This window comes from Pseudomonas sp. NPDC087804, from assembly GCF_044742965.1.
Lineage (GTDB): Bacteria > Pseudomonadota > Gammaproteobacteria > Pseudomonadales > Pseudomonadaceae > Aquipseudomonas > Aquipseudomonas rustica.
Genome location: NZ_JBIUVN010000001.1, coordinates 1420369 through 1440987, shown reverse-complemented (window position 1 = coordinate 1440987; position 20619 = coordinate 1420369). Strand labels below are relative to the sequence as shown.

Here is a 20619-nt window from a genome sequence, read left to right as displayed (position 1 = left end):
GAATTATTTGCGGATGGTGCGCTGTTCGATGCGTTTTTCGAACGTGCCGCAAATGACCCGATCGACGTAGATGCCCGGGGTGTGAATCTGCGTCGGATCCAGCTCGCCGGGTTCGACGATTTCTTCGACTTCAACCACGGTGATCTTGCCGGCGGTCGCGGCCAGCGGGTTGAAGTTCTGCGCGGTGTGACGGTAAACGACGTTACCGAAATGGTCGGCTTTCCAGCCTTTGACGATGGCGAAGTCGCCGGTGATGGATTCTTCCATCAGGTACTTGCGGCCCTTGAATTCACGCACTTCCTTGCCATCGGCAACTGGAGTGCCGACGCCGGTGGCGGTGAAGAAGGCCGGAATGCCGGCACCGCCCGCGCGCATTTTTTCAGCGAGGGTGCCTTGCGGGGTCAGGATGACTTCGATTTCGCCTTTGAGCAGTTGCTCTTCGAACAGCTTGTTTTCGCCGACGTAGGAGGCGATCACTTTGCTGATCTGGCGATCGGTGAGCAGCACGCCGAGGCCGAAACCGTCGACGCCGCAGTTGTTGGAAACGACGGTGAGGTCGCGGGTGCCCTTGCGTTTGATCTCGGCGATCAGGTTTTCCGGAATGCCGCACAGACCAAAGCCGCCGGCGATGACGGTCATGCCGTCCTCAAGCCCGGTCAGGGCTTCCTCGTAAGAACTCACGCGCTTGTCGAAACCTGCCATATGCACCTCTTTTATTATTTGCGGGCGGCTGGCTAGCCGAATGGTTGGAGTGTCGCGCTGGGGGATATATTTGTTAAGTTGATTTTTAAGGTTGATTGATTGATAAAGCTCAATAATCACCACCTTATGGCTGATCGTTCCCACGCTCCGCGTGGTAGCGCCTCCATGGACGCTCCGCGTCCAGTGACGCAGAGCGTTACGGGGCTGCATTCCCACGCGGAGCGAGGGAACGATCATGCATCGGGTTTCATGCTCAGAGGTTTTATTATGACCATTAAGCAGATCCGCGCCTTTCTCGCCGTGGCGCAGAGCCTCAGTTTCGCCGTGGCTTGCGAGCGGCTGCACCTGTCGCAATCGGCGTTGAGCCTGACCATCAAAGCTTTGGAAGAAGGTTTGGGCGGGCGCCTGTTCAGCCGCAACACACGCAACGTCGCGCTGACCCCGGAGGGTGAATCGCTGCTGCCACTGGCGCGACGGCTGATCGCCGACTGGGACAACGCCGAAGACGAAATGCGCCAGCGCTTCAGCCTGCAACGCGGGCGCGTGACGCTGGCGGCGATGCCGTCGTTTGCCGGCAACTTGCTGCCGCCGATCCTCAAGACCTTTCGTGCGCGCTATCCGAACGTCAACGTCACGGTCAACGACGTGATCAACGAGCAAGTGCTGGAAATGGTGCGCGATCGTCAGGTCGAGTTGGGCGTGGCGTTCGAGCCGATGCAGAACACCTCGATGACCTTCACGCCGCTGTATATGGATCGCTTCGTCGCCGTAGTACCGAAGGATTCGCCGCTGGCCGGGCGTACCGAGATTGACTGGCAGACGTTGTTGCAGGAGCCGTTCATTACCTTGCAACGGCCGTCGACGGTGCGGGTGATGCTTGAAGAACACTTGCAGGCGCGCGGGATGAAATTGCCGGTGGAGTTTGAGAGTCATCAACTGGCGACGGTGGGCCGCATGGTGGCCAGTGGGTTGGGAGTGAGCGCGGTGCCGGCGTTGTGTGCCGAGCAGATGCAGGAATTGGGTGCGCATTGCCTGACGTTGATTGATTCAGTGGAGCGGGCGATTGGTGTGCTGACGGAACCGGGGAATGAACGCTCGGCGGCGGCGCAGGCATTGTTCGATATTCTCCAACAGGAAAACCTCGCGGCGCGCCTGTCTCCCTGATCGCCCCAACTCCCTGTAGGAGTGAGCCTGCTCGCGATTGCTGTTTAACAGTCAGCATCTAGGGTGCCTGACACACCGCTATCGCGAGCAGGCTCACTCCTACAGGGGATAGGGATGCTCAGGGAGTCAGGTGTTGCGTCAGCAGGGGCAAAACCTGTTCGCAAGACGCTTCGATTTTCAGATCGAGCAAATCATCCGCCCGCGTTTTGCCCAGATTAATCGCAATCAACGGTTTACCCCGATCCGCGATCACCCGGCACAAGCGAAACGCTGAATACGCCATCAACGACGACCCCACCACCAACAAACCCGCAGCACTTTCCGCTGCGGCCATCGCCCGTGCCGCCGTATGGGCCGCGACGTTTTCGCCGAAAAACACCACATCCGGTTTCAGCCGTTCGCTGTCGCAATGCGGGCAGCGCGGCGATTGAAAGCGTGCTTCGAACGCCGGGTCGAGCAGGGTATCGCCATCGGGTGCCTGCACCGCATCGACGCCGGCCAGATACGGGTTCTGCGCTTCCATCACCTGCTGAATGGCGTCGCGCTCGCTGCGTTGGGCGCAATCCAGACACAACACTCGGTGCAGGCTGCCGTGCAGTTCGATGACATCGTGACTGCCGGCCTGATCGTGCAGGGTGTCGACGTTTTGCGTGATCAGTCCGCTGATTCGCCCGTGGCTCTGCAACGTGGCCAAGGCCTCATGCGCAGGATTCGGCCGCGCCTGGCGTACTCGCGGCCAACCCAGCATCGCCCGCGCCCAGTAGCGGCGGCGTGACTCCGGGGCGGCGAGGAATTCCTGATACATCATCGGCTGCCGACCCCGGCGCACGCCGTCGCTGTCGCGGTAATCGGGGATGCCCGAAGGCGTGCTGATGCCGGCGCCGGTCAGTACCAGAAAATCGCCATCGGCCATCGCCTGTTGCAGCGTGTCGAGGTGTTCGCGGGTCGGGCTGTCGAGCATGGCAAGCGCTCCGAAGGCTGGAGGATGACATGCAGGTTAGCACTGACTTTTCTGGCCGGGTTATTTACGCGCCTCCAGTATCAGGTTGAACGGTGTTTGTGTGGCGCGGCGAAAATGCTTGAATCCTGCCTCGGTAAATACTTTGCGCAAACGCAATTCCCCAGCCTGCGCACCGAGACCCAAACCCACCTCCTGCGACAACGAATTCGGCGTGCAAATAAACGTCGACGCCGCGTAAAACAACCGCCCGACCGGGTTGATGTTGTCGTCCAGCGTATCGTTGGCGAATGGCTCGACCAGCAGCACCGTGCCGTCATCTTTCAACGAATCGTAGGCATGCCGCGCAGCACCGACCGGGTCGCCCATGTCGTGCAGGCAGTCGAAATAGCAGATCAGGTCATAGTCATCGCCCGGATAACTTTTCGCGGTGCCCTGAAAAAACGTCGCCCGACTGCTCACGCCACCTTCTTCAGCGCGCTGAGTAGCGACGGTAATCGACGGTGCGTGATAGTCGAAACCGACAAAACGTGAATTGGGAAACGCCTGCGCCATGATCACCGTCGAGGCGCCGTGTCCGCAGCCGACATCAGCAACTTTGGCGCCGGCCTCCAGTTTTGCGACCACGCCGTCCAGCGCCGGCAGCCATTCGGCGATCAAGTGGCCTTTATAGCCGGGCCGAAAGAAGCGCTCGGTGCCGGTGAACATGCACGGATGGTGATCGCCCCAGGGCAGGGCGCCGTTGCCGCGCATGGCTTTGACCAGTTTGTCTTTGTCGTGGAAAAACGATGCCACCACGCCCAGTCCGCCGGCGACGTATACCGGCGAATCTTCCACGGCCAGCGCCAGTGCCTGTTCTTCCGGCAAGCGGAATTGGCCGTCGAGGTGCTCCATGTAGCCGGACGCCGCGTGGGCGCTGAGCCATTCGCGCACCAGACGCGGGTTGCAGGTGGTTTTTGCGGCGAGGGCTTCGGGGCTGATTGGTTGGCTGTCGGCCATCGCCCGGTACAACCCGAGCTCTTCGCCGACGATGACATTGGCCAGCATCGCCGCGCCGCCCATGTCGTTGACCAGTTTGCCCATGAAGTCCTTGAGTCGGGCCTCGTCCATTGTGTGTGCTCCTGAAACAGGATCACAGTCCGGCGGCGTTGACGGTCGAGGCATGCGCCACCGGGCGGTGGTCGGGGATTCGGGCAGGGCGTTCGCTGCGCCCTGCGGCCCCCTCGACTGGGTATAAATGAGTGTAGGAGCTGTCGAGTGAAACGAGGCTGCGATCTTTTGATTTTGATGCTGATTTTTAAGATCAAAAGATCGCAGCCTCGTTTCACTCGTCAGCTCCTACAGGGGAATGGGTGTGTATTAGAGGTCGCGGGCCATCAGCGCGTGTTCACTGTCCCACGCGCGGAAGCGTTCCATCACTTGCCAGCCGCGTTTGGCGTAGTAGTCCTGCTTGGATTGCGTGTGCAGGTACAAGCGCGCAAACCCGCAGTCCTTCGCCTCCTGACAAATCCCGTCAATCAAACGCTCCGCCAAGCCTTGCCCGCGCGCCTCGGGGCTGACGAAAACACAGGCCAGCCACGGGCCGAGATCCGGCCGATGGGCCAGATCATCGCGGGCCAACGCCGCGCCGCCGACCAGCCGTTCGCCGTCCAGAGCAATCAGGCACGACCATTCACCGTTGCTTTGCCCTTGAGCAAATTCACGCTGCCAATCGGCCAGTGGTTGATGCGCATATTCGTAGTGAAATTGCTGATGAATCCATTCGGCATAGCGGTCGCTGTGTTGCATGTGATGTGCGAGCCAATCGATTTGCAGTGACATCGGTCGAGTCCGTTCCAGAGGCGGTCGTGCATCAAAAACCAATCCACCGCCGCTGGCAATCCCGAGGCTGTTGCAGCGGCTTTACAGATTTCCACCATTCATCGGCAAAGCAGCGGTTTTGACGGGTTGCCGGACGATTGGCCGGGACGCCAGGCAGACGCGGCGCGATAGTGATTGAGCGGGGTCACTGCCGGCCCGGTTACCCATGTCCATAACAAGAACGCAGCGGAGCTCGAATTCATGACTGCACCGATTGATCTGACTGCCTTGAAAGAACGCCAGAAGGTCGCCTGGGCCAGTGGCGACTACGCCGTGATCGGCACCACCCTGCAAATCGTCGGTGAAAATCTCGCCGAAGCCTGTGATCTGCGTTGCGATGAAGAGGTGCTGGACGTCGCGGCCGGCAACGGCAATGCCACGCTGGCAGCGGCGCGGCGTGGCGCATTGGTGACGTCCACCGATTACGTCGCAGCGCTGCTGGAACGTGGACAGGATCGGGCGCGCGCCGAACATCTCGACGTGACCTTCCAAGTCGCTGACGCTGAGGATCTGCCGTTCGAAGATGAGAGTTACGACGCGGTGCTGTCGACGTTCGGCGTGATGTTTGCGCCGGATCAGGACAAAGCGGCCGCTGAGCTGGGTCGGGTCTGTCGCCGTGGCGGCCGGATCGGCCTCGCCAACTGGACGCCGGAAGGTTTCGTCGGCCAGATGTTCAAAACCCTCGGCCGGCATCTGCCGCCCCCGGCGATCGCCCAGCCACCGTCGAACTGGGGCACGGAAGCGTGGCTGCATGAGCATTTCGATGATCACGATTTTGTCGTGCAGGTAACACGCCGCGATTTCAATTTCCGCTATCGCTCGGCGGCGCACTTCATCGATATCTTCCGCCATTGGTACGGGCCGGTGCACAAAGCGTTCGCCGCGCTGCCGCCGGAGAGTGGGCAGGCGCTGGAAAGTGATCTGGCGGATTTGCTCAATCGTATGAATCGAGCAGGAGAGGGTTCGCTGGTGGTGCCGAGTGAGTATCTGGAGGTGGTGATCAGCAAACGCTAGTGGAGATCCCCTGTAGGAGTGAGCCTGCTCGCGATAGCGGTCTGTCAGCCGAAAAATGTTCCACTGACAGACCGCTATCGCGAGCAGGCTCACTCCTACAATGAGATTGTGGTGGGCCTACTTCTGATGCGCCCGATCAAACCATTCCAGCGCCGTGCGCCAAATGCAGATCCCCAGAAAGTATGCCGACATCAGCAACCACAACCCCATCACCAACGGGTTGATCACCGGGTGATTGAGCACCAGCGACAAGCTGCACAGCAGCCAGATCGCCGTCACCGCAATGTTGATCGGCATAAACCGGCGCACACGGAATGGATGCAAAAATTTCATCCGAGTCACCGTCAACAGCGCCAGCCCGATCACCGTCAAAAACGTGATCCAAGGCCCAGGGCTGATGATGTACAAACACAACGCAACCACATTCCACGCTGCCGGAAACCCGACAAAGTAGTTGTCCTTGCTCTTCATATTGACGTTGCAGAAGCAGAACAACGACGACACCAGAATCAGCGACACGGTCAGCAGCAGGGTGTAATCCGGCAGCGGAATATAGCGATAGATAAACAGTGCCGGAATAAATACGTAGGTCAGGTAATCGATCACCAGATCGAGGATCGAACCGTCGAAACTCGGCAGCACCGATTGCACATTAACCTTGCGCGCGAGGGCGCCGTCGAGGCCGTCGACGATAAGCGCCACGCCCAGCCACATCAGGCAATGGGTCGGCTGATTTTCCAACAGGGCGAGGGTGGCAAGGAAAGCAGTGACCACGCCGGTCGCGGTAAAACCATGGGCGCCCCATGCTTTGAGCCTGGCGATGTGTACGGTCGATATCACGGGGGCGTTCTCCAGAAAGTGAAGCAAGCCGGGTATCACCCTTGAGTGGCAAGGGCGCCGGCAAACCGGGTCGGGGTTGCAGCTATCGACCGGTCTGGCCGGGATAAGGTTCACCACCCTTGAATCTTAGCTGGCCGATGGAAAAATTCCCGGGGCAAACCGGCGAGGGCCTTGAGTGTCGGCCAAACGGTGCTGGCGCAATGGCTGCAGGGGTCTAGAGTTGCCAGACGCAGTCACTGCCAATGTCTGAGGATGACGCCATGAACACCACTGATTTACTCGAACAACTGCTGCGAGGCCAGGCCTCGGCGGGACAACAAAGTAACGCCTCGGCCGGTGGCGGTCTGGGCGGGCTCGGGGGCTTGCTGGGTGGTCTGCTTGGTGGCGGCTCGGGCGCGGCCAGCGGCGGCGGGTCTGCCGGTGGTCTAGGCGGACTGGGCGGTTTGCTCGGTGGACTGCTCGGTGGTGGTGCGGCTGGCGGTGGTGGGTTGGGCGGCGCCTTGGGTGGCGCGCTGGGCGGCGGTGGCGGCACGCAAAGTCGTTCCGGCGGTGGCACCAATTATGCGGCACTGGCGTCGCTGGGGATGATGGCGTACCAGGCGTATCAAGCCTGGCAACGCAGCCAGGCCAGCACCGCGCCACAACAGATTCCACAAACGGCCAACCTGCTCGCGGGCCCGGACGTCGAAGAACACAGCCACGCAGTGCTGCGTGCCTTGATCGCAGCGGCCAAGGCTGACGGGCGCATCGATGAATCGGAAAAACACCTGATCAGCGCAGAAATCGGCAAGCACACCGACGATCCACAATTGCAGCAATGGCTCGACGCCGAAGTCGCCAAACCGCTGGACGCCAGTGAAGTTGCGCAGTCGGCGAACGGCGACCCCGCCATCGCGGCCGAAATGTATCTGTCCAGCGTGTTGCTAGTGGATGACCAGCAGGATGCCGAACGCAGCTATCTGGATGAACTGGCAGCAGCGTTGCAGATCGATCCGGATTTGCAGCTGCATCTGGAGCAGCAGGCCAAAGGGCAAGCCTGAAGCAACGTCAAAAGATCGCAGCCTTCGGCAGCTCCTACAGGGTAAATATGCACCCACTGTAGGAGCTGCCGAAGGCTGCGATCTTTTGATCTGGATTTTCAAACCCAAACCGCATCCCACAACGGATAACCCCCCAACCGCGCAACCAACCCGGCCCGCAAAGGGTTCATCACGATATACCGCGCAGCCGCTTTCAAATCCTCATCCCGCCGCAATGCCCGATCGTAATACCCGCGCTGCCACAACCTTCCACGACTGCCACGCCTGAGATTGATCGACCGACAACTCCGCGATTTGACGCGGCACATCAATTGCGCCAATGAACCTTGTTTCAGGTCAACCAGCCAATGCAAGTGATCCGGCATGACGACCCATGCTAGTGATTGAACCAATCCTGTTTCTTCTGCCAAGCGTAATTGTTCAACCAACAATCGTCCGAATGAAAAATCGGCAAACACCGGCCGACGCTGATCAACCACCACCGTCAACAGATAAACCTGCCCTGACTCCGAATACCGCCCCTTCCTCAATCCACATCCTTTTGCCGCAACAGGCATTCCTTTGCCCTCCAAAAATCATCGTCTTTGAAACCTAGCCATCCCTCGCCCAAACGCGAATCCAACCCGTTGCACGATGTAACCCCATTACAAGATCTAATCCCGTAATACGATGTTTGCCTATGTAGGAGCTGCCGAAGGCTGCGATCTTTTGATCCTAAAAAATCAACATCAAAAGATCGCAGCCTTCGGCAGCTCCTACAGATAATTTCGGCAATTTCGGCAATTTCGGCAATTTCGGCAATTTCGGCAATTTCAGCGATTTCAGCGATTTCAGCGATTTCAGCAGTTTCAGCAGTTTCAGGTGTCGCAGGAGATTCATTGGCTGCAAACGCTTCGAAAGGGCCGTCCGTCCGGGCAATTTTCACGTCGATTGAATTTTTCGCAGGCGCGACGCCTCTGCTGCTGTAGAGGCGCGTGAACAGCGTCCTGCCAATCGACCGAGAAAACTGCCATGACCGTCCTGACACCCCTGCATTCCACGCCTGCCCAGCCGCAGGCGATCAATCCTGCCGGGAATATCCGCTGCATTTATGACGCGTTGCTCAAGGATGAAAATCCGCAGGCGTTGGCGCAGTCATTCCTGCACGAGCAACTGCAAAACGCCGGGCAACTCCCGGATACCCTGCCGCAAGACCCGACGACGTGGCACACCTGGGTGGCCGAACATTGCACCGATGTCGCGCAGCAATACGCCGAATATCTGCAACAACGTAAAGCCGGCGGGGCTCGGCAATTTTTCACCTGCAAGGCGCAGGCGCTGTACTTTCTGCAAGCAGTGGCGCCGACCAAACTGGTCGACGGCGCCTGGTTGTATGGCTTGCTGGCGCAGTGGCAGGATCCGCGTTTCGCCGGTTTGCTCACCACCTATCTGGAAGAACTCGGCGACGGCAACCCCGCGCAAAACCATGTGGTGATCTACCGCAAACTCCTTGCCGAACACGACTTGCAGGACAGCGCCGCGATCGCCGATGAACACTATCTGCAAGGCGCGTTGCAACTGGCGCTTGGCATTGCCGGTGTCGATTGCTTGCCAGAGGTGATCGGCTACAACCTAGGTTACGAGCAGCTGCCATTGCACCTGCTGATCACTAGTTACGAACTCAGCGAGCTGGGCATCGATCCCTACTATTTCACTTTGCACGTGACCATCGACAACGCCAGCACCGGCCATGCGCAAAAAGCCGTGCAGGCGGTGCTCGACCTGTTGCCACTGGAGGCTGATCGCGCCGACTTTCTGCGTCGTGTATCGCTCGGTTATCGCCTTAATGATCTGGGGCAGGGCAGTCGCGCGATCATCGAAGGCTTCGACCTTGAGCGTGAATTGTTGGCGATGCTTGAGCGCAAGCGGCCGTTCGGCCAGCACATGCATTCCGACTACTGCCGCTTTGAAGGCCAGACCGTCAATCAATGGCTGTCGACACCTGAGCAATTGCCCGGCTTCATGCAAGCGCTGCAGGACAAAGGCTGGATCAAACGCAACGAAGACCCGCAGAACAGCCGCTTTTGGCAACTGATCGCGGGCGATGGTGCGGCGATGTTCGGCGTGTTCAACGCCTATGAAAAACAACTGGTGCATGACTGGATTGCCGGCGATTGGAAATCTTCGGAAAAGCCGAAAGTCGCTCGGCGTCGGCCTCAAACGGCGGCATCGATCGCGGTGCCCGAGCAGGATCCCGATGTGCAGCAACTGAACGCGGCGTTGCAAGGTCAGGACGGTCTCACGCAAATCGCGACGCTGATTCCGTGGCTCGCCCCGGATCGCCATGCACACCCGGCCGGGTTGCTCGCCACCCGACGATTCATCGAACTCAAATCACGCCAGCCGTAAGGAAATCTTCAATGAGTCAGGAAGAACAATTCAGCAGCCATGATCTGGCGCTGCTGCAACTGGGCCGGCGCCTTCAGGCCGATGGCTACCGTTTCATCACCCCGACGCCGCTGACGCATCAGCGCGTTAATCAGCGCGACGAAGGGCAAATGGCTGACAGCCTGCGTGATGTGTTTGGCTGGTCGCGGCCGTTCGAGCCCGGTTTGCTCTCCGCCGACGAACAGCGCCAGTTACAGGAGGCGCAAGTCATCGACACCTACGAAGGCCAACTGAAAAGTCGCGTGCGCTGGTCGAGCCTGGATGATCTGTTGTTCGTGCATTCGGCGTTCCCGACCGACGCGGCGGACTCGGTGTTCTTCGGCCCCGACACCTACCGTTTCGCCCAGATGATCCACGCTCATCTGCAACAGAACTTCGCCCCAATCCATCGCGCGGTCGACATCGGTTGTGGCGCGGGCGTCGGTGCGATCGTGATCGCCCGAGCCCGTCGCGAGGCGCAAGTCCTGGCGCTGGACATCAACCCCGCCGCGCTGCGCCTGACTGCAATTAACGCGGCGCTGGCGGAAGTCGCCAACGTTGAAGTTCACGCCAGTGATCTGTTGCAAGGCGTAGAGGGCGAGTTCGATCTGATCGTCGCCAATCCGCCGTACATGGCCGATCCGGCGGAGCGCGCCTATCGCCACGGTGGCGGAACACTCGGCGCGGGACTGTCGCTGCGCATCGTCGAGCAGGCGCTGAATAGGCTGGCCCCCGGCGGTTCGCTTTTGCTCTACACCGGCGTGGCGATGGTCGATGGCCGTGATCCATTCCTCGACACGGTGCTGCCGCGACTCGATGAAAAACGCTTCGCCTGGACGTACCGTGAAATCGATCCGGATGTCTTTGGCGAAGAGCTGCTGAACCCCGGATATCAACGGGTTGACCGAATCGCCGTGGTGGCGCTGACCGTCACCCGAATGGGCTGAAATCAGGCAGGTGCACGATGAACAGGAACCTCGACGACTACAACCGCATGCGCGATTTCTCGGCGACCTCGGAGCCGGCGGCAGTCAAACGCTCGGGCCGCAAAACCGCCGCCGAACACGCCTTGCAGTTCTGCATCCAGAAGCACGACGCTTCGCACCTGCATTATGACTTTCGCCTGGAACTCGACGGCGCGCTGAAGAGTTGGGCAGTGCCGAAGGGGCCGTCGCTGGATCCCAAGGTCAAGCGCCTGGCGGTGCACGTTGAAGATCACCCGCTGGATTACGCGACCTTCGAGGGCAGCATTCCCGAAGGGCATTACGGCGCGGGGGATGTGATTGTCTGGGATCGCGGCGTGTGGATTCCGCAGGAGGATCCGCAACAGGCCTACGCCAAAGGCAAGCTCAAATTCGAACTGCAAGGCGAGAAACTCGGCGGGATCTGGAATCTGGTGCGCACGCACATGCCGGGGAAAAAGGAGCAGTGGTTCCTTATCAAGCATCAGGACGGTGCGGCGCGGCCTCAGGATGATTACGACGTGCTAGTCGCTGAGCCGGACAGCGTGTTGAGCGAGCGCACCCTTGTCGACAAACCGAAACTCGCCGCCGAACAAAGCAGACCGGTGAAGAAACCCGCCGCGAAATCGCGCAAAAAAGCCACCGGCACGCTGACAGGCGCGCACAAAGCCAAGCTGCCGGCGCAGCTCAAACCCGAATTGGCCACACTGGTCGATAGCGCGCCTGAAGGGCAGTGGAGCTACGAAATCAAATTCGATGGCTACCGGATCATGGCGCGGATCGATCACGACCAGGTGCAACTGTTCACCCGCAACGGCCACGATTGGACGCACAAGTTGCCGCAACAGGCCGAAGCCTTGGCCGCGCTGGGTCTGGAATCGGCTTGGCTGGACGGCGAAATGGTCGTCGCCAACGAACATGGTGTGCCGGATTTTCAGGCGCTGCAAAATGCTTTTGAAGCCGGGCGCAGCGGCAACATTCTCTACTACCTGTTTGATCTGCCGTATCTCAACGGCGTCGACTTGCGTGAGGTGCCGGTTGAAGAGCGCCGTGCCGCGCTAGCGACGATCCTCGGCGCGCAGAAAAATCCGCTGCTGCGCTATTCCGAAGCCTTCGACGAAACCCCGGATGCGTTGCTCAACAGCGCTTGTCAGATGCAGATGGAAGGCCTGATCGGCAAACGCCTCGGCTCGCCTTACGTGTCGCGACGCAGCGGCGACTGGATCAAACTGAAGTGCAAGCATCGGCAGGAATTTGTCGTCGTCGGCTACACCGAACCGAAAGGTTCGCGCAGTGCCTTCGGTGCCTTGCTGCTCGGTCTGCATGATCGTGACAGCGGCGAGTTGCGCTACGCCGGCAAGGTTGGCACGGGCTTCAACGAAGCGACGCTGAAAAGCATTCTGGCCCAGCTGAAACCGTTGCAGGTGAAGAAGGCTGCCGTGGTCAATCCGCCGAGCGGTTTCGAGGCCAAAGGCGTGCACTGGCTCAAGCCGAAATTGTTGGCCGAAATTGCCTTCGCTGAAATGACCAAGGACGGCTCGGTGCGCCACGCCGTGTTCCATGGTTTGCGCGATGACAAACCGGCCAAGGACATCACTGAGGAGCGAGCGAAACCGGTGAAGACTTCAGAGACGAAATCCGCAGCGAAAAGCCCTGCGAAAAAAACGGCGAAAAAAGTGCCCGCGGAAAAGGCTGAGACTGCGCCGTCGCAACTCGGTCTGGCCAACGGCAAGGTTCGCATCACCCACCCGGATCGGGTGATCGACGCGGTCAGCGGCACGACCAAAATGCAACTGGCCGAGTACTACGCCAGCGTTGCCGAATGGATTCTGCCGCAACTCAAGGATCGCCCGGTGGCGCTGGTGCGTGCGCCGGATGGCATTGCGGGTGAACTGTTTTTTCAGAAGAACGCCGAGCGCTTGGCGATCCCCGGCATCAGCACGCTGGACAAAGACGTCACCGGTCAACCGGTGATGCTGATCAACAATGCCGAAGCGCTGATCGGCGCGGTGCAGATGAGCACCGTCGAGTTGCACACCTGGAACGCAACCACGGTGGATCTGGATAAACCCGATCGCTTCGTGCTCGACCTCGACCCTGATCCGGCGCTGCCGTGGAAGAGCATGGTCGAAGCCACCGCGCTGACCTTGACCGTGCTCGATGAACTGGGCTTGAAAGCGTTTCTGAAAACCAGTGGCGGCAAGGGTATTCACTTGGTGGTGCCGATCACCCGCAAGCTCGGCTGGGATGAAGTGAAGGATTTCAGCCACGCGATCGTCAGCCATATGGCCAAGCTGTTGCCGGATCGATTTTCGGCGGTGTCCGGCCCGAAAAACCGTGTCGGGCGGATCTTCATCGATTACCTGCGCAACGGCCTCGGCGCCACCACCATCTGCACTTACTCGGCGCGTACGCGCGAAGGGCTGCCGGTGTCGGTACCGCTGTTTCGCGAAGAGGTCGGTGAGATCAAGGGCGGCAACCAATGGAACGTGCATAACGTCCACGAACGGTTGGCCGAGGTTGGCGATGAGCCTTGGGCTGACATGAAGAAAACCCGGCAGAGCATCACCGCCGAGATGCGCAAACGAGTCGGCATGAAAAAGTGATCAGCTGTCGCGCAGCAAGTCGTGGGCGTTAAGCAATTCAAAAGCGATTTCGGGGTTGTTGTTCAGGCCCCGTCGAATCGCCGTTGGAATCGACTTGCGCGTCTTGCGGCACAGACCTGGCAGCGCGTCGATTTCGATCTCGATGCCGAGCATGGTGCGCACTTCGTGAAACCCCGGTGAGATGTCGACGCGAATGCCCAACTGCTCGAACATGCGTTTTTGCAGGTGCCGGAGGTCGTCGAGGTTTTTCAGTTTTTCGAGGCGCGCGAGCAGGACTTTTTCTTCCTCGCGGGTCAGGCGCAGGATACGCAAATCCGCGCCGGGTGTGTCCAGCAACGGGTCGCGCCCGCAATCGCAGGCGCCGGGTGGGCAGGGGGAGCGCAAAGGCGCAGTCGTCGTCATGGCCTCCATCATAGAGGCCGTCGGACAGTTTTGCCTATGCGCCTTCAGCGGCCATCCATCGGCTGCTTGCTCCGTGCCGGTTACTGATTCAGGCCTTCGTAATGCACCAGAATCGCGTTGGCGAGGTCTTCATCGCTGGCGTTGATGCCGGGATTTTCCTGACGAACCTGTTGCAACACCGACTCAAGATAAACCCCGCGAATGGCTCCGCCGCTGGCGACAAAGGCAGACAAGTCGTCACGCGCCGGGATCACCATTTTGTGATCCTTGAAGGTCGAGTACAGCGAAGCGGAAACGCCGGCCGAAGTGGCCACATCCCCAGCGTCGACCTTGGCCATAGCGGAGCCGACGGGCAGGCATAAGAGTAAAGAAGAAACGAGCAATAACTTGCGCATGACGGGGTTCCTCCACAAGCGCTAAGCAAAAAGGGAAGGACTGCATAATGTGAGAGGTGCGCGGAGGGCGGGAGTTCCGTGAGGCGTTAATTCTGCAGACGCGGGCACCCCATAGCGGGTGCCCGGTCTTGACGCGAGTTCTATCAAATCACGCCACAGGCCATGCGATCACCGCCACCACCCAGAGGTTTTGGCATGTCGGAATGGTTGTCGCCACCGGCATGAATCATCAGCGCGTGGCCTTTGATCTCGGAGATTTTCTTCAGGCGCGGCGCCAGCACCGGGTAGTTGGCGATACCGTCAGCGGTCACGTACACCGCCGGCAGGTCACCGAGATGGCCGTCTGCGTATGGGCCGAGGTGCTTGCCGGTTTTCTGCGGATCGAAGTGCCCGCCAGCTGCCAGTGCCGCGCCTTTGACGCCGTCCTTCATGCCCGGCTCGCAACTGCCGTTTTCGTGCACGTGAAAACCGTGCACGCCGGCCGGCAGGGATTTCAGATCAGGGGTAAACAACAGGCCATACGGCGTCTCACTGACAGTAATCGAGCCGATTGCCTGCGGTGCACCGTCGGCGCTGACCAGATTGATCGCGACTTTTTCCGTCGCTGCCTGAGCAGTGCCGATTGCGAAGGTGCCGAGCAGGCCTAACCACAGTGCGCGTTTCATAGGCGTTTCCTTGTGCTGCATGAGTTTTCAGAACGACGGACTCAATAGCCTGCCGGCATTAACCGGCGATGAAGGCCATGTCCGCGTGCGTTGAAAAGTGAGACTTGCCGCTCAAACTGAAAGTTTTATCGCCGTTGACCTGCGCGCAGACATCTGCCGACACGCTCTGGCGCGGCAGACCGGCACAAATAGGCTTAACTCTAGGACTGACAGGCCTTTACCGGCGTCCCCCAAGGAGAAACCCACGGTGTCAATCAAACTGCGTTTAGTGTTGCTGATTGTTACCAGTCTGCTGACGGCATTGCTCGTGAGTCTGGTCAGTTACGTCGGTAACCTGCACATGGCCTCGGCGGTGAGCGACAACGCGGTGAGCATGAGCGCGCTGCGCAACCACATGGAAGCGGACATGATGCACGACGCCCTGCGTGCCGACGTCTATTCGGCAATGTTGGTGGGGCTGGGCAAAAGCACCAGCACGGCGGCCGAGGCACGCAGTTCGATCGAGGAGCATGCGCGGCATTTTCGTGAAGTGCTGGAAGAAAACCTGAAACTGCCGATCAACCCGACGTTGCGATCGGCGCTGGAGCAGATCAAACCGAGCCTTGAAACTTACATCAATGCCGGGGAACGCATTGTCGGCCTGGCGCTGGATAACCCGGACGCTGCGCAGCAGGAACTGGGCACGTTCAATTCGGCGTTCAGCCAGCTGGAAACGCAGATGGCCGCGTTGAGTGAATTGATTGAAGCCAATACCCGTGAGACCAGCGCTGGCACCGAAGCCGCGATCCGCAATGCCAATATTGCCCTCGGCGTGGTCTTACTGGCGGGGCTGTTGCTGCTTTTGGTTGAGGGACGCTGGGTGATCCGCAGCATTCTCGGGCCGTTGAAAACCGCCAGCCGCATCGCCGAAAGCATCGCCCACGGCAACCTCAGTGAACCGATCACCGAGCCGTCCGGCAAGGACGAAGCGAGCGCTTTGATTCGCACGCTGGCGACCATGCAACGCGATTTGCGCAACATGATCGACGTGGTGCGTAGCAACGCCCACGGCGTCAGCGGCATGAGCGAGCAACTCAGCCACGGCTGCCATCAAGTCGCCGACAGCAGCCAGCAACAAAGCGTCGCCGCCAGCACCATGGCCGCTGCTGCCAGCCAGATGACCGCGAGTATCGAGGAAATCACTCGCCACGCCGAACGCGCCCTGAGCATGGCCAATCAGGCAGAAAACCTGGCGAAGGAGGGCGGCGGGGTGATTCATCAAGTGGTCAGCGATATGGACGACATTGCTCGTTCGGCGCAACAGTCGGCGCAAGTGATCCGCACGCTGGATCAGGAATCCGAAGGCATTTTCAACATTATCCAAGTGATCAAAAGCATCGCCGACCAGACCAATTTACTGGCGCTTAACGCTGCGATCGAAGCGGCGCGGGCGGGCGAACAGGGTCGTGGTTTTGCCGTGGTGGCGGATGAAGTGCGCAGTCTGGCGGCACGCACCAGTGCCTCGACCCAGGAAATTGCTGCGATGGTCGCGCGCATTCAGCACAGCACCCGCGAGGCGGTGAGCAGCATGGAAGCGGGTGTGGCGCAGGTCGACAAGGGCATGGCGGTGACGGCAGAGGTGGAGAGGGCGATCCGCGAGATTCTGGAGGCGACGTTGAGTACCACGCAGTTGGTCAATGACATTACCCGCACGATTGGTGAACAGAGCTTGGCCAGTAACGAGATTGCTCATCAGGTCGAGATGATTGCGGGGATGTCCGAGGGCAATAGCCGGGTGATCGGGCAGACGGCGACGACTACGGATGAGCTGTCGAGTCTGGCGGGGCAGTTGGCGCAGTCGGTGGATCGGTTTCGGTTGTAACAGAGTTTTGCAGTGATTGAGCGGCCGCTTTCGCGAGCAAGCTTTGCTCCTACGGGGATCGTTGATACCCGCTTTTCGTAGGAGCAGAGCTTGCTCGCGAAGAGGCCAGCTTAATCACCCCCTACTTCAATCCCTGCCCCAAAGTTCATGTTCACCCCCCATCTGCCGATAAGTCCCTGAACGCAAAAGGACTATCAAGTCGGGAACAGACGCGCGGGTTTGTCCTGACGTGATATTCTTCGCGCCAACTTGGTTTGACCTAATTCAGTCTGCTTGCCGCGTGGCGAGCCGACGGAATCCCTGTCGCTCAAGTAGCTGATGCCAATAATGATAAGAAACCAGTTCAGAAGGGACATTAACTGAGGTCGATGCGGTACGTCGGCCTTGTGTGCCCACCCGTCAAAATTGCAGTGTGCCGGAATCTGCGACGCCAGCCTGAGCGTCACCAAAGCGGATCGCATGCTGATAACAGCGACGGGCGGAAGGCGTTTTATCATAGGTGCTACGGATGTTTAAGAAAGTGAACACAGCTCTGCTGGGGCTGGCTTTGGCGATGGGGATGTCGTCCGCCAATGCTGAAGAAGCAAAGAAAGTCGACGTGCTGTTGATCGGCGGCGGCATCATGAGCACCACCCTGGGTGTGTGGATCAATGAGCTGGAGCCAAGCTGGTCGATGGAAATGGTCGAGCGCCTCGACGGCGTCGCCCTCGAAAGCTCTAACGGCTGGAACAACGCCGGTACCGGTCACTCGGCTCTGGCTGAGCTGAACTACACCCCGGAAGATGACAAAGGCAACGTAACGATCCCGAAAGCTGTCGAGATCAACGAAGCGTTCCAGGTGTCCCGTCAGTTCTGGGCCTGGCAGGTTCAGCAAGGCGTTCTGAAGAACCCTCGCTCGTTCATCAACACCACGCCGCACATGAGCTTCGTGTGGGGTGATGACAACATCAAGTTCCTGAAAAAGCGCTACGAAGCCCTGCAAGCGAGCCCGCTGTTCGCTGGTATGCAGTACTCCGAAGACCCGGCTGTGATCAAGAAGTGGGTTCCGCTGATGATGGAAGGGCGTGACCCGAACCAGAAAATCGCGGCCACCTGGAGCCCGCTGGGTACCGACATGAACTTCGGCGAAATCACCCGCCAGTTCGCTGCCCACCTGCAAACCAAGCCTAACTTCGATCTGAAACTGTCGAGCGAAGTGCAGGACATCACCAAGAATGCCGATGGCACTTGGCGCGTCAGCTACAAAAACCTGAAAGACGGCAGCAAAACCGAAACCGACGCCAAGTTCGTGTTCATCGGCGCGGGCGGCGGTGCACTGCACCTGCTGCAGAAGTCGGGCATTCCTGAAGCCAAGGAATACGCAGGCTTCCCGGTAGGCGGCTCGTTCCTGGTGACCGATAACCCGACCATCGCTGAACAGCACCTGGCCAAGGCCTACGGTAAAGCTTCGGTTGGCGCGCCACCGATGTCGGTTCCACACCTGGACACCCGTGTTCTGGACGGCAAGCGCGTCATCCTGTTTGGCCCATTCGCGACCTTCAGCACCAAGTTCCTCAAAGAAGGCTCGTACCTGGATCTGCTGACCAGCACCACCACCCACAACATCTGGCCGATGACCAAGGTCGGCATCAAGGAATACCCGCTGGTCGAGTACCTCGCTGGCCAACTGATGCTGTCGGATGAAGACCGTCTGAACGCGCTGAAGGAATACTTCCCGAACGCCAAAGCCGAAGACTGGCGCCTGTGGCAAGCCGGCCAACGCGTGCAAATCATCAAGCGTGATGAAGCCGCTGGCGGCGTGCTGAAACTGGGCACCGAAATCGTTGCTGCACAAGACGGCTCCATCGCCGGCCTGCTGGGCGCATCGCCAGGCGCGTCGACCGCTGCACCGATCATGCTGAGCGTGTTGCAGAAAGTCTTCAAAGACAAAGTGGCTAGCCCAGAGTGGCAAACCAAGCTGCACCAGATCGTGCCAAGCTACGGCACTCAACTGAATAGCGATCCAGCGAAAGTGGCCGAAGAGTGGGCTTACACCGCCAAGATCCTCGAACTGCCGACACCTCCAGTGATCGGTCAGGCTGCTGCTCCGGCTGCGCCTGCGGCTGAAAAAGCTGAAGCACCGAAGGAAAACGCTGCACGTGACATGGCTCTGTAATTAGACCCCTGACACACAAAGCCCACTGCACCGGCGACGGTCAGTGGGCTTTTTTTATCCCTCGATATCCCTCTGTATTCCCTGTATTCCCTGTAGGAGCTGCCGAAGGCTGCGATCTTTTGATCTTGTTTTAGAATCAAAAGATCGCAGCCTTCGGCAGCTCCTACAGAATTGTTTCGGTGTTAAGACGTTAAGACGTTCAGATGTTCAGATGTCAGGGTTTCGCGGAGGCCAGATAAGCGCCAAGCCGCCGCCCCATTTCCTCACCCAACGCCTGCAACCCGCTCAACGGCCGCACCATCACTTCAAACTCGACAATCTTGCCCTGCTCATCAAAGCGAATCATGTCGATGCCTTTCAGTTCCTTCGTTCCGACCTTGGCGCTGAATTCCAGAATTACATTCAAACCATCCGCCGTCGCCAGCTCACGGTGATATTCAAAGTCTTGAAACACCTCGAACACCGTATTGAGGATCATCGACACCACCGGCGCGCCAGGGTAGGGCGTGTGCGCCATCGGTGAGCGGAATACGGCTTTGGCGTCAAGCAACTCGGGCAGGGCGCTCAAGTTGCCGGTGCGGATCATCTCGTGCCAGCGTTTCAGCGATTCGGCAACGTTGGGCTGCAGGTTCAATTCGGACATGGATTTACCCCAGAGTTTTTATTGTTTTTGCACGACCGCAGTCACTCTAGCCTGTAGGAGCTGTCGAGTGAAACGAGGCTGCGATCTTTTGATCTTGATGTTCAAGGATCCAGATCAAAAGATCGCAGCCTTCGGCAGCTCCTACAGATCAGATGTCATCTGATACGCTTTTTTCGATTCTATCTGCCTCTGTAACCGGTTCAGTCACCGGCTCAAAATACCCCGGCAGTGCGGTCACTCACGGCAGTCCTTCATTCCGAAGCGTCCAGTGCACCGCAAACCCTGCATTGAGGAGAGCTCTATGTTCAAGATGGCGATTTTCCTGGGTGGATTTCTGACACTGACCATTCTGATCGGCGTGCTCGCGACAATTTCTCCGGTTTGAAACGCGTCAAGAGTTGATGGGTGATGCCTAGGGGAATACGGCGCGAATCGTGATTTAATGCCGCGCTTTTCCCCCCGCAAATGGACGTCACCCCTCATGGCCGAACCGCGTATCCGTGCCCTCGCACTCTGCGTATTTCATCGCAATGGTCGAATTCTGGTAAACAGTTTTTACGACCCGATCCAGCAACAAACCCTTTTCCGTCCCGTCGGCGGTGGCATCGAATTCGGTGAAACCAGCGCCGAAGCGATCGTGCGTGAGGTGCAGGAAGAATTGACGCAGTCGATCCATGACTTGCGCCTGATTGGCACGCTGGAAAGCCTCTTCGTTTACAACGGCAAGCCTGGGCACGAGATCGTTCAGGTCTACGATGCCTCATTTGACGATGCCGCACTCTACGAACAACCCCATATTCAAGGGCATGAAAGTAACGGCGCACCGTTCACTGCGAGTTGGCATGACAGCTCGAGCTTCAACGAACAATCTCCGTTAGTGCCCAAAGGTTTGCTTGAACTGTTGAAGAAAAACCAATCGCTCAAGTAACCGGTATTAGAATCCCCT

At 59.0% G+C, this 20619-nt stretch carries 20 protein-coding genes and 1 pseudogene; 10 read left to right on the top strand and 11 right to left on the bottom strand.

Annotation, left to right across the window (positions count from 1 at the left end; genetic code table 11):
• Positions 1-3 precede the first annotated feature (3 nt).
• Entirely contained in the window at positions 4-702 is a 699-nt protein-coding gene (locus tag ACIOMO_RS06335; RefSeq protein WP_401239087.1) for a CoA transferase subunit A, read from the bottom strand.
• Between the two features lie 267 nt (positions 703-969).
• Here ACIOMO_RS06335 and ACIOMO_RS06330 point away from each other — a divergent pair, with 267 nt between their 5' ends.
• Positions 970-1866: a LysR substrate-binding domain-containing protein gene (locus ACIOMO_RS06330; RefSeq protein WP_400647734.1), complete on the top strand. Its 897-nt coding sequence runs from the start codon at positions 970-972 to the stop codon at positions 1864-1866.
• A gap of 118 nt (positions 1867-1984) precedes the next feature.
• On the opposite strand, the gene ACIOMO_RS06325 is transcribed toward ACIOMO_RS06330, so the two are convergent.
• From ACIOMO_RS06325 to ACIOMO_RS06315, 3 genes are all read right to left on the bottom strand, one after another.
• Positions 1985-2827: an NAD-dependent protein deacetylase gene (locus tag ACIOMO_RS06325; protein WP_401239085.1), complete on the bottom strand. Its 843-nt coding sequence runs from the start codon at positions 2825-2827 to the stop codon at positions 1985-1987.
• 60 nt (positions 2828-2887) lie between these two features.
• Positions 2888-3934, bottom strand: coding sequence for a class I SAM-dependent methyltransferase (locus ACIOMO_RS06320; protein WP_401239082.1), 1047 nt, complete (start codon positions 3932-3934; stop codon positions 2888-2890).
• Between the two features lie 249 nt (positions 3935-4183).
• Complete coding sequence (locus ACIOMO_RS06315; RefSeq protein WP_400750923.1) at positions 4184-4645, bottom strand: GNAT family N-acetyltransferase; 462 nt, start codon at positions 4643-4645, stop codon at positions 4184-4186.
• Positions 4646-4885: 240 nt separating this feature from the next.
• On the opposite strand from ACIOMO_RS06315, the gene ACIOMO_RS06310 reads away from it, so the two are divergent.
• Entirely contained in the window at positions 4886-5698 is an 813-nt protein-coding gene (locus ACIOMO_RS06310) for a class I SAM-dependent methyltransferase (protein ID WP_401239079.1), read from the top strand.
• Between the two features lie 117 nt (positions 5699-5815).
• On the opposite strand, the gene pcsA is transcribed toward ACIOMO_RS06310, so the two are convergent.
• Positions 5816-6538: a phosphatidylcholine synthase gene (gene pcsA / locus ACIOMO_RS06305; RefSeq protein WP_401239076.1), complete on the bottom strand. Its 723-nt coding sequence runs from the start codon at positions 6536-6538 to the stop codon at positions 5816-5818.
• Between the two features lie 260 nt (positions 6539-6798).
• Between pcsA and ACIOMO_RS06300 the strand changes: the two genes are divergently transcribed.
• Positions 6799-7578 (top strand): tellurite resistance TerB family protein, encoded by a 780-nt coding sequence (locus ACIOMO_RS06300; RefSeq protein ID WP_401239073.1) that lies wholly within the window; start codon positions 6799-6801, stop codon positions 7576-7578.
• A gap of 98 nt (positions 7579-7676) precedes the next feature.
• Here ACIOMO_RS06300 and ACIOMO_RS06295 read toward each other — a convergent pair whose 3' ends face one another.
• The gene (locus ACIOMO_RS06295) at positions 7677-8135 is read right to left on the bottom strand and encodes an REP-associated tyrosine transposase (RefSeq protein ID WP_401239070.1); all 459 of its coding nucleotides are present in this window, start codon (positions 8133-8135) and stop codon (positions 7677-7679) included.
• A complete protein-coding gene (locus ACIOMO_RS06290) occupies positions 8105-8503 on the bottom strand; it encodes a hypothetical protein (RefSeq protein WP_401239067.1) in 399 nt (132 codons plus the stop codon). Before ACIOMO_RS06290 ends, ACIOMO_RS06295 begins: the two co-directional genes overlap by 31 nt.
• 86 nt (positions 8504-8589) lie before the next feature.
• Here ACIOMO_RS06290 and ACIOMO_RS06285 point away from each other — a divergent pair, with 86 nt between their 5' ends.
• From ACIOMO_RS06285 to ligD, 3 genes are read left to right on the top strand one after another with little or no spacing between them, the layout of a single operon-like run.
• Positions 8590-9966 carry an iron-containing redox enzyme family protein gene (locus ACIOMO_RS06285; RefSeq protein WP_401239064.1) on the top strand — a complete coding sequence of 459 codons (1377 nt, stop codon included), beginning with the start codon at positions 8590-8592 and terminating at the stop codon, positions 9964-9966.
• An 11-nt stretch (positions 9967-9977) separates the two neighbouring features.
• Positions 9978-10931 (top strand): methyltransferase, encoded by a 954-nt coding sequence (locus ACIOMO_RS06280; protein WP_401239061.1) that lies wholly within the window; start codon positions 9978-9980, stop codon positions 10929-10931.
• Between the two features lie 17 nt (positions 10932-10948).
• On the top strand, positions 10949-13552 hold the full coding sequence (gene ligD, locus ACIOMO_RS06275) for a DNA ligase D (protein WP_401239058.1): 2604 nt from the start codon (positions 10949-10951) through the stop codon (positions 13550-13552).
• Here ligD and ACIOMO_RS06270 read toward each other — a convergent pair whose 3' ends face one another.
• The 3 genes from ACIOMO_RS06270 to sodC form a co-directional block, all read right to left on the bottom strand.
• Entirely contained in the window at positions 13553-13954 is a 402-nt protein-coding gene (locus tag ACIOMO_RS06270; RefSeq protein ID WP_401239055.1) for a hypothetical protein, read from the bottom strand.
• A gap of 80 nt (positions 13955-14034) precedes the next feature.
• Positions 14035-14349 carry a DUF2388 domain-containing protein gene (locus ACIOMO_RS06265; protein ID WP_053119287.1) on the bottom strand — a complete coding sequence of 105 codons (315 nt, stop codon included), beginning with the start codon at positions 14347-14349 and terminating at the stop codon, positions 14035-14037.
• A 143-nt stretch (positions 14350-14492) separates the two neighbouring features.
• The gene (gene sodC / locus ACIOMO_RS06260; protein ID WP_159812454.1) at positions 14493-15014 is read right to left on the bottom strand and encodes a superoxide dismutase family protein; all 522 of its coding nucleotides are present in this window, start codon (positions 15012-15014) and stop codon (positions 14493-14495) included.
• 97 nt (positions 15015-15111) lie between these two features.
• On the opposite strand from sodC, the pseudogene ACIOMO_RS06255 reads away from it, so the two are divergent.
• The 3 genes and pseudogenes from ACIOMO_RS06255 to mqo all read left to right on the top strand — a co-directional run.
• A pseudogene (locus tag ACIOMO_RS06255) lies at positions 15112-16017 on the top strand (HAMP domain-containing protein); the annotation flags it as partial.
• Positions 16012-16875 (top strand): methyl-accepting chemotaxis protein, encoded by an 864-nt coding sequence (locus ACIOMO_RS06250; RefSeq protein WP_400647800.1) that lies wholly within the window; start codon positions 16012-16014, stop codon positions 16873-16875. The pseudogene ACIOMO_RS06255 and the gene ACIOMO_RS06250, both read left to right, overlap by 6 nt.
• Positions 16876-17383: 508 nt before the next feature.
• Positions 17384-19030 (top strand): malate dehydrogenase (quinone), encoded by a 1647-nt coding sequence (mqo, locus tag ACIOMO_RS06245; RefSeq protein WP_053119292.1) that lies wholly within the window; start codon positions 17384-17386, stop codon positions 19028-19030.
• Positions 19031-19244: 214 nt separating this feature from the next.
• Here mqo and ACIOMO_RS06240 read toward each other — a convergent pair whose 3' ends face one another.
• Complete coding sequence (locus tag ACIOMO_RS06240) at positions 19245-19673, bottom strand: nuclear transport factor 2 family protein (RefSeq protein ID WP_053119294.1); 429 nt, start codon at positions 19671-19673, stop codon at positions 19245-19247.
• A gap of 481 nt (positions 19674-20154) precedes the next feature.
• On the opposite strand from ACIOMO_RS06240, the gene ACIOMO_RS06235 reads away from it, so the two are divergent.
• Positions 20155-20601 (top strand): NUDIX hydrolase, encoded by a 447-nt coding sequence (locus ACIOMO_RS06235; RefSeq protein WP_282358428.1) that lies wholly within the window; start codon positions 20155-20157, stop codon positions 20599-20601.
• Positions 20602-20619: the final 18 nt, after the last annotated feature.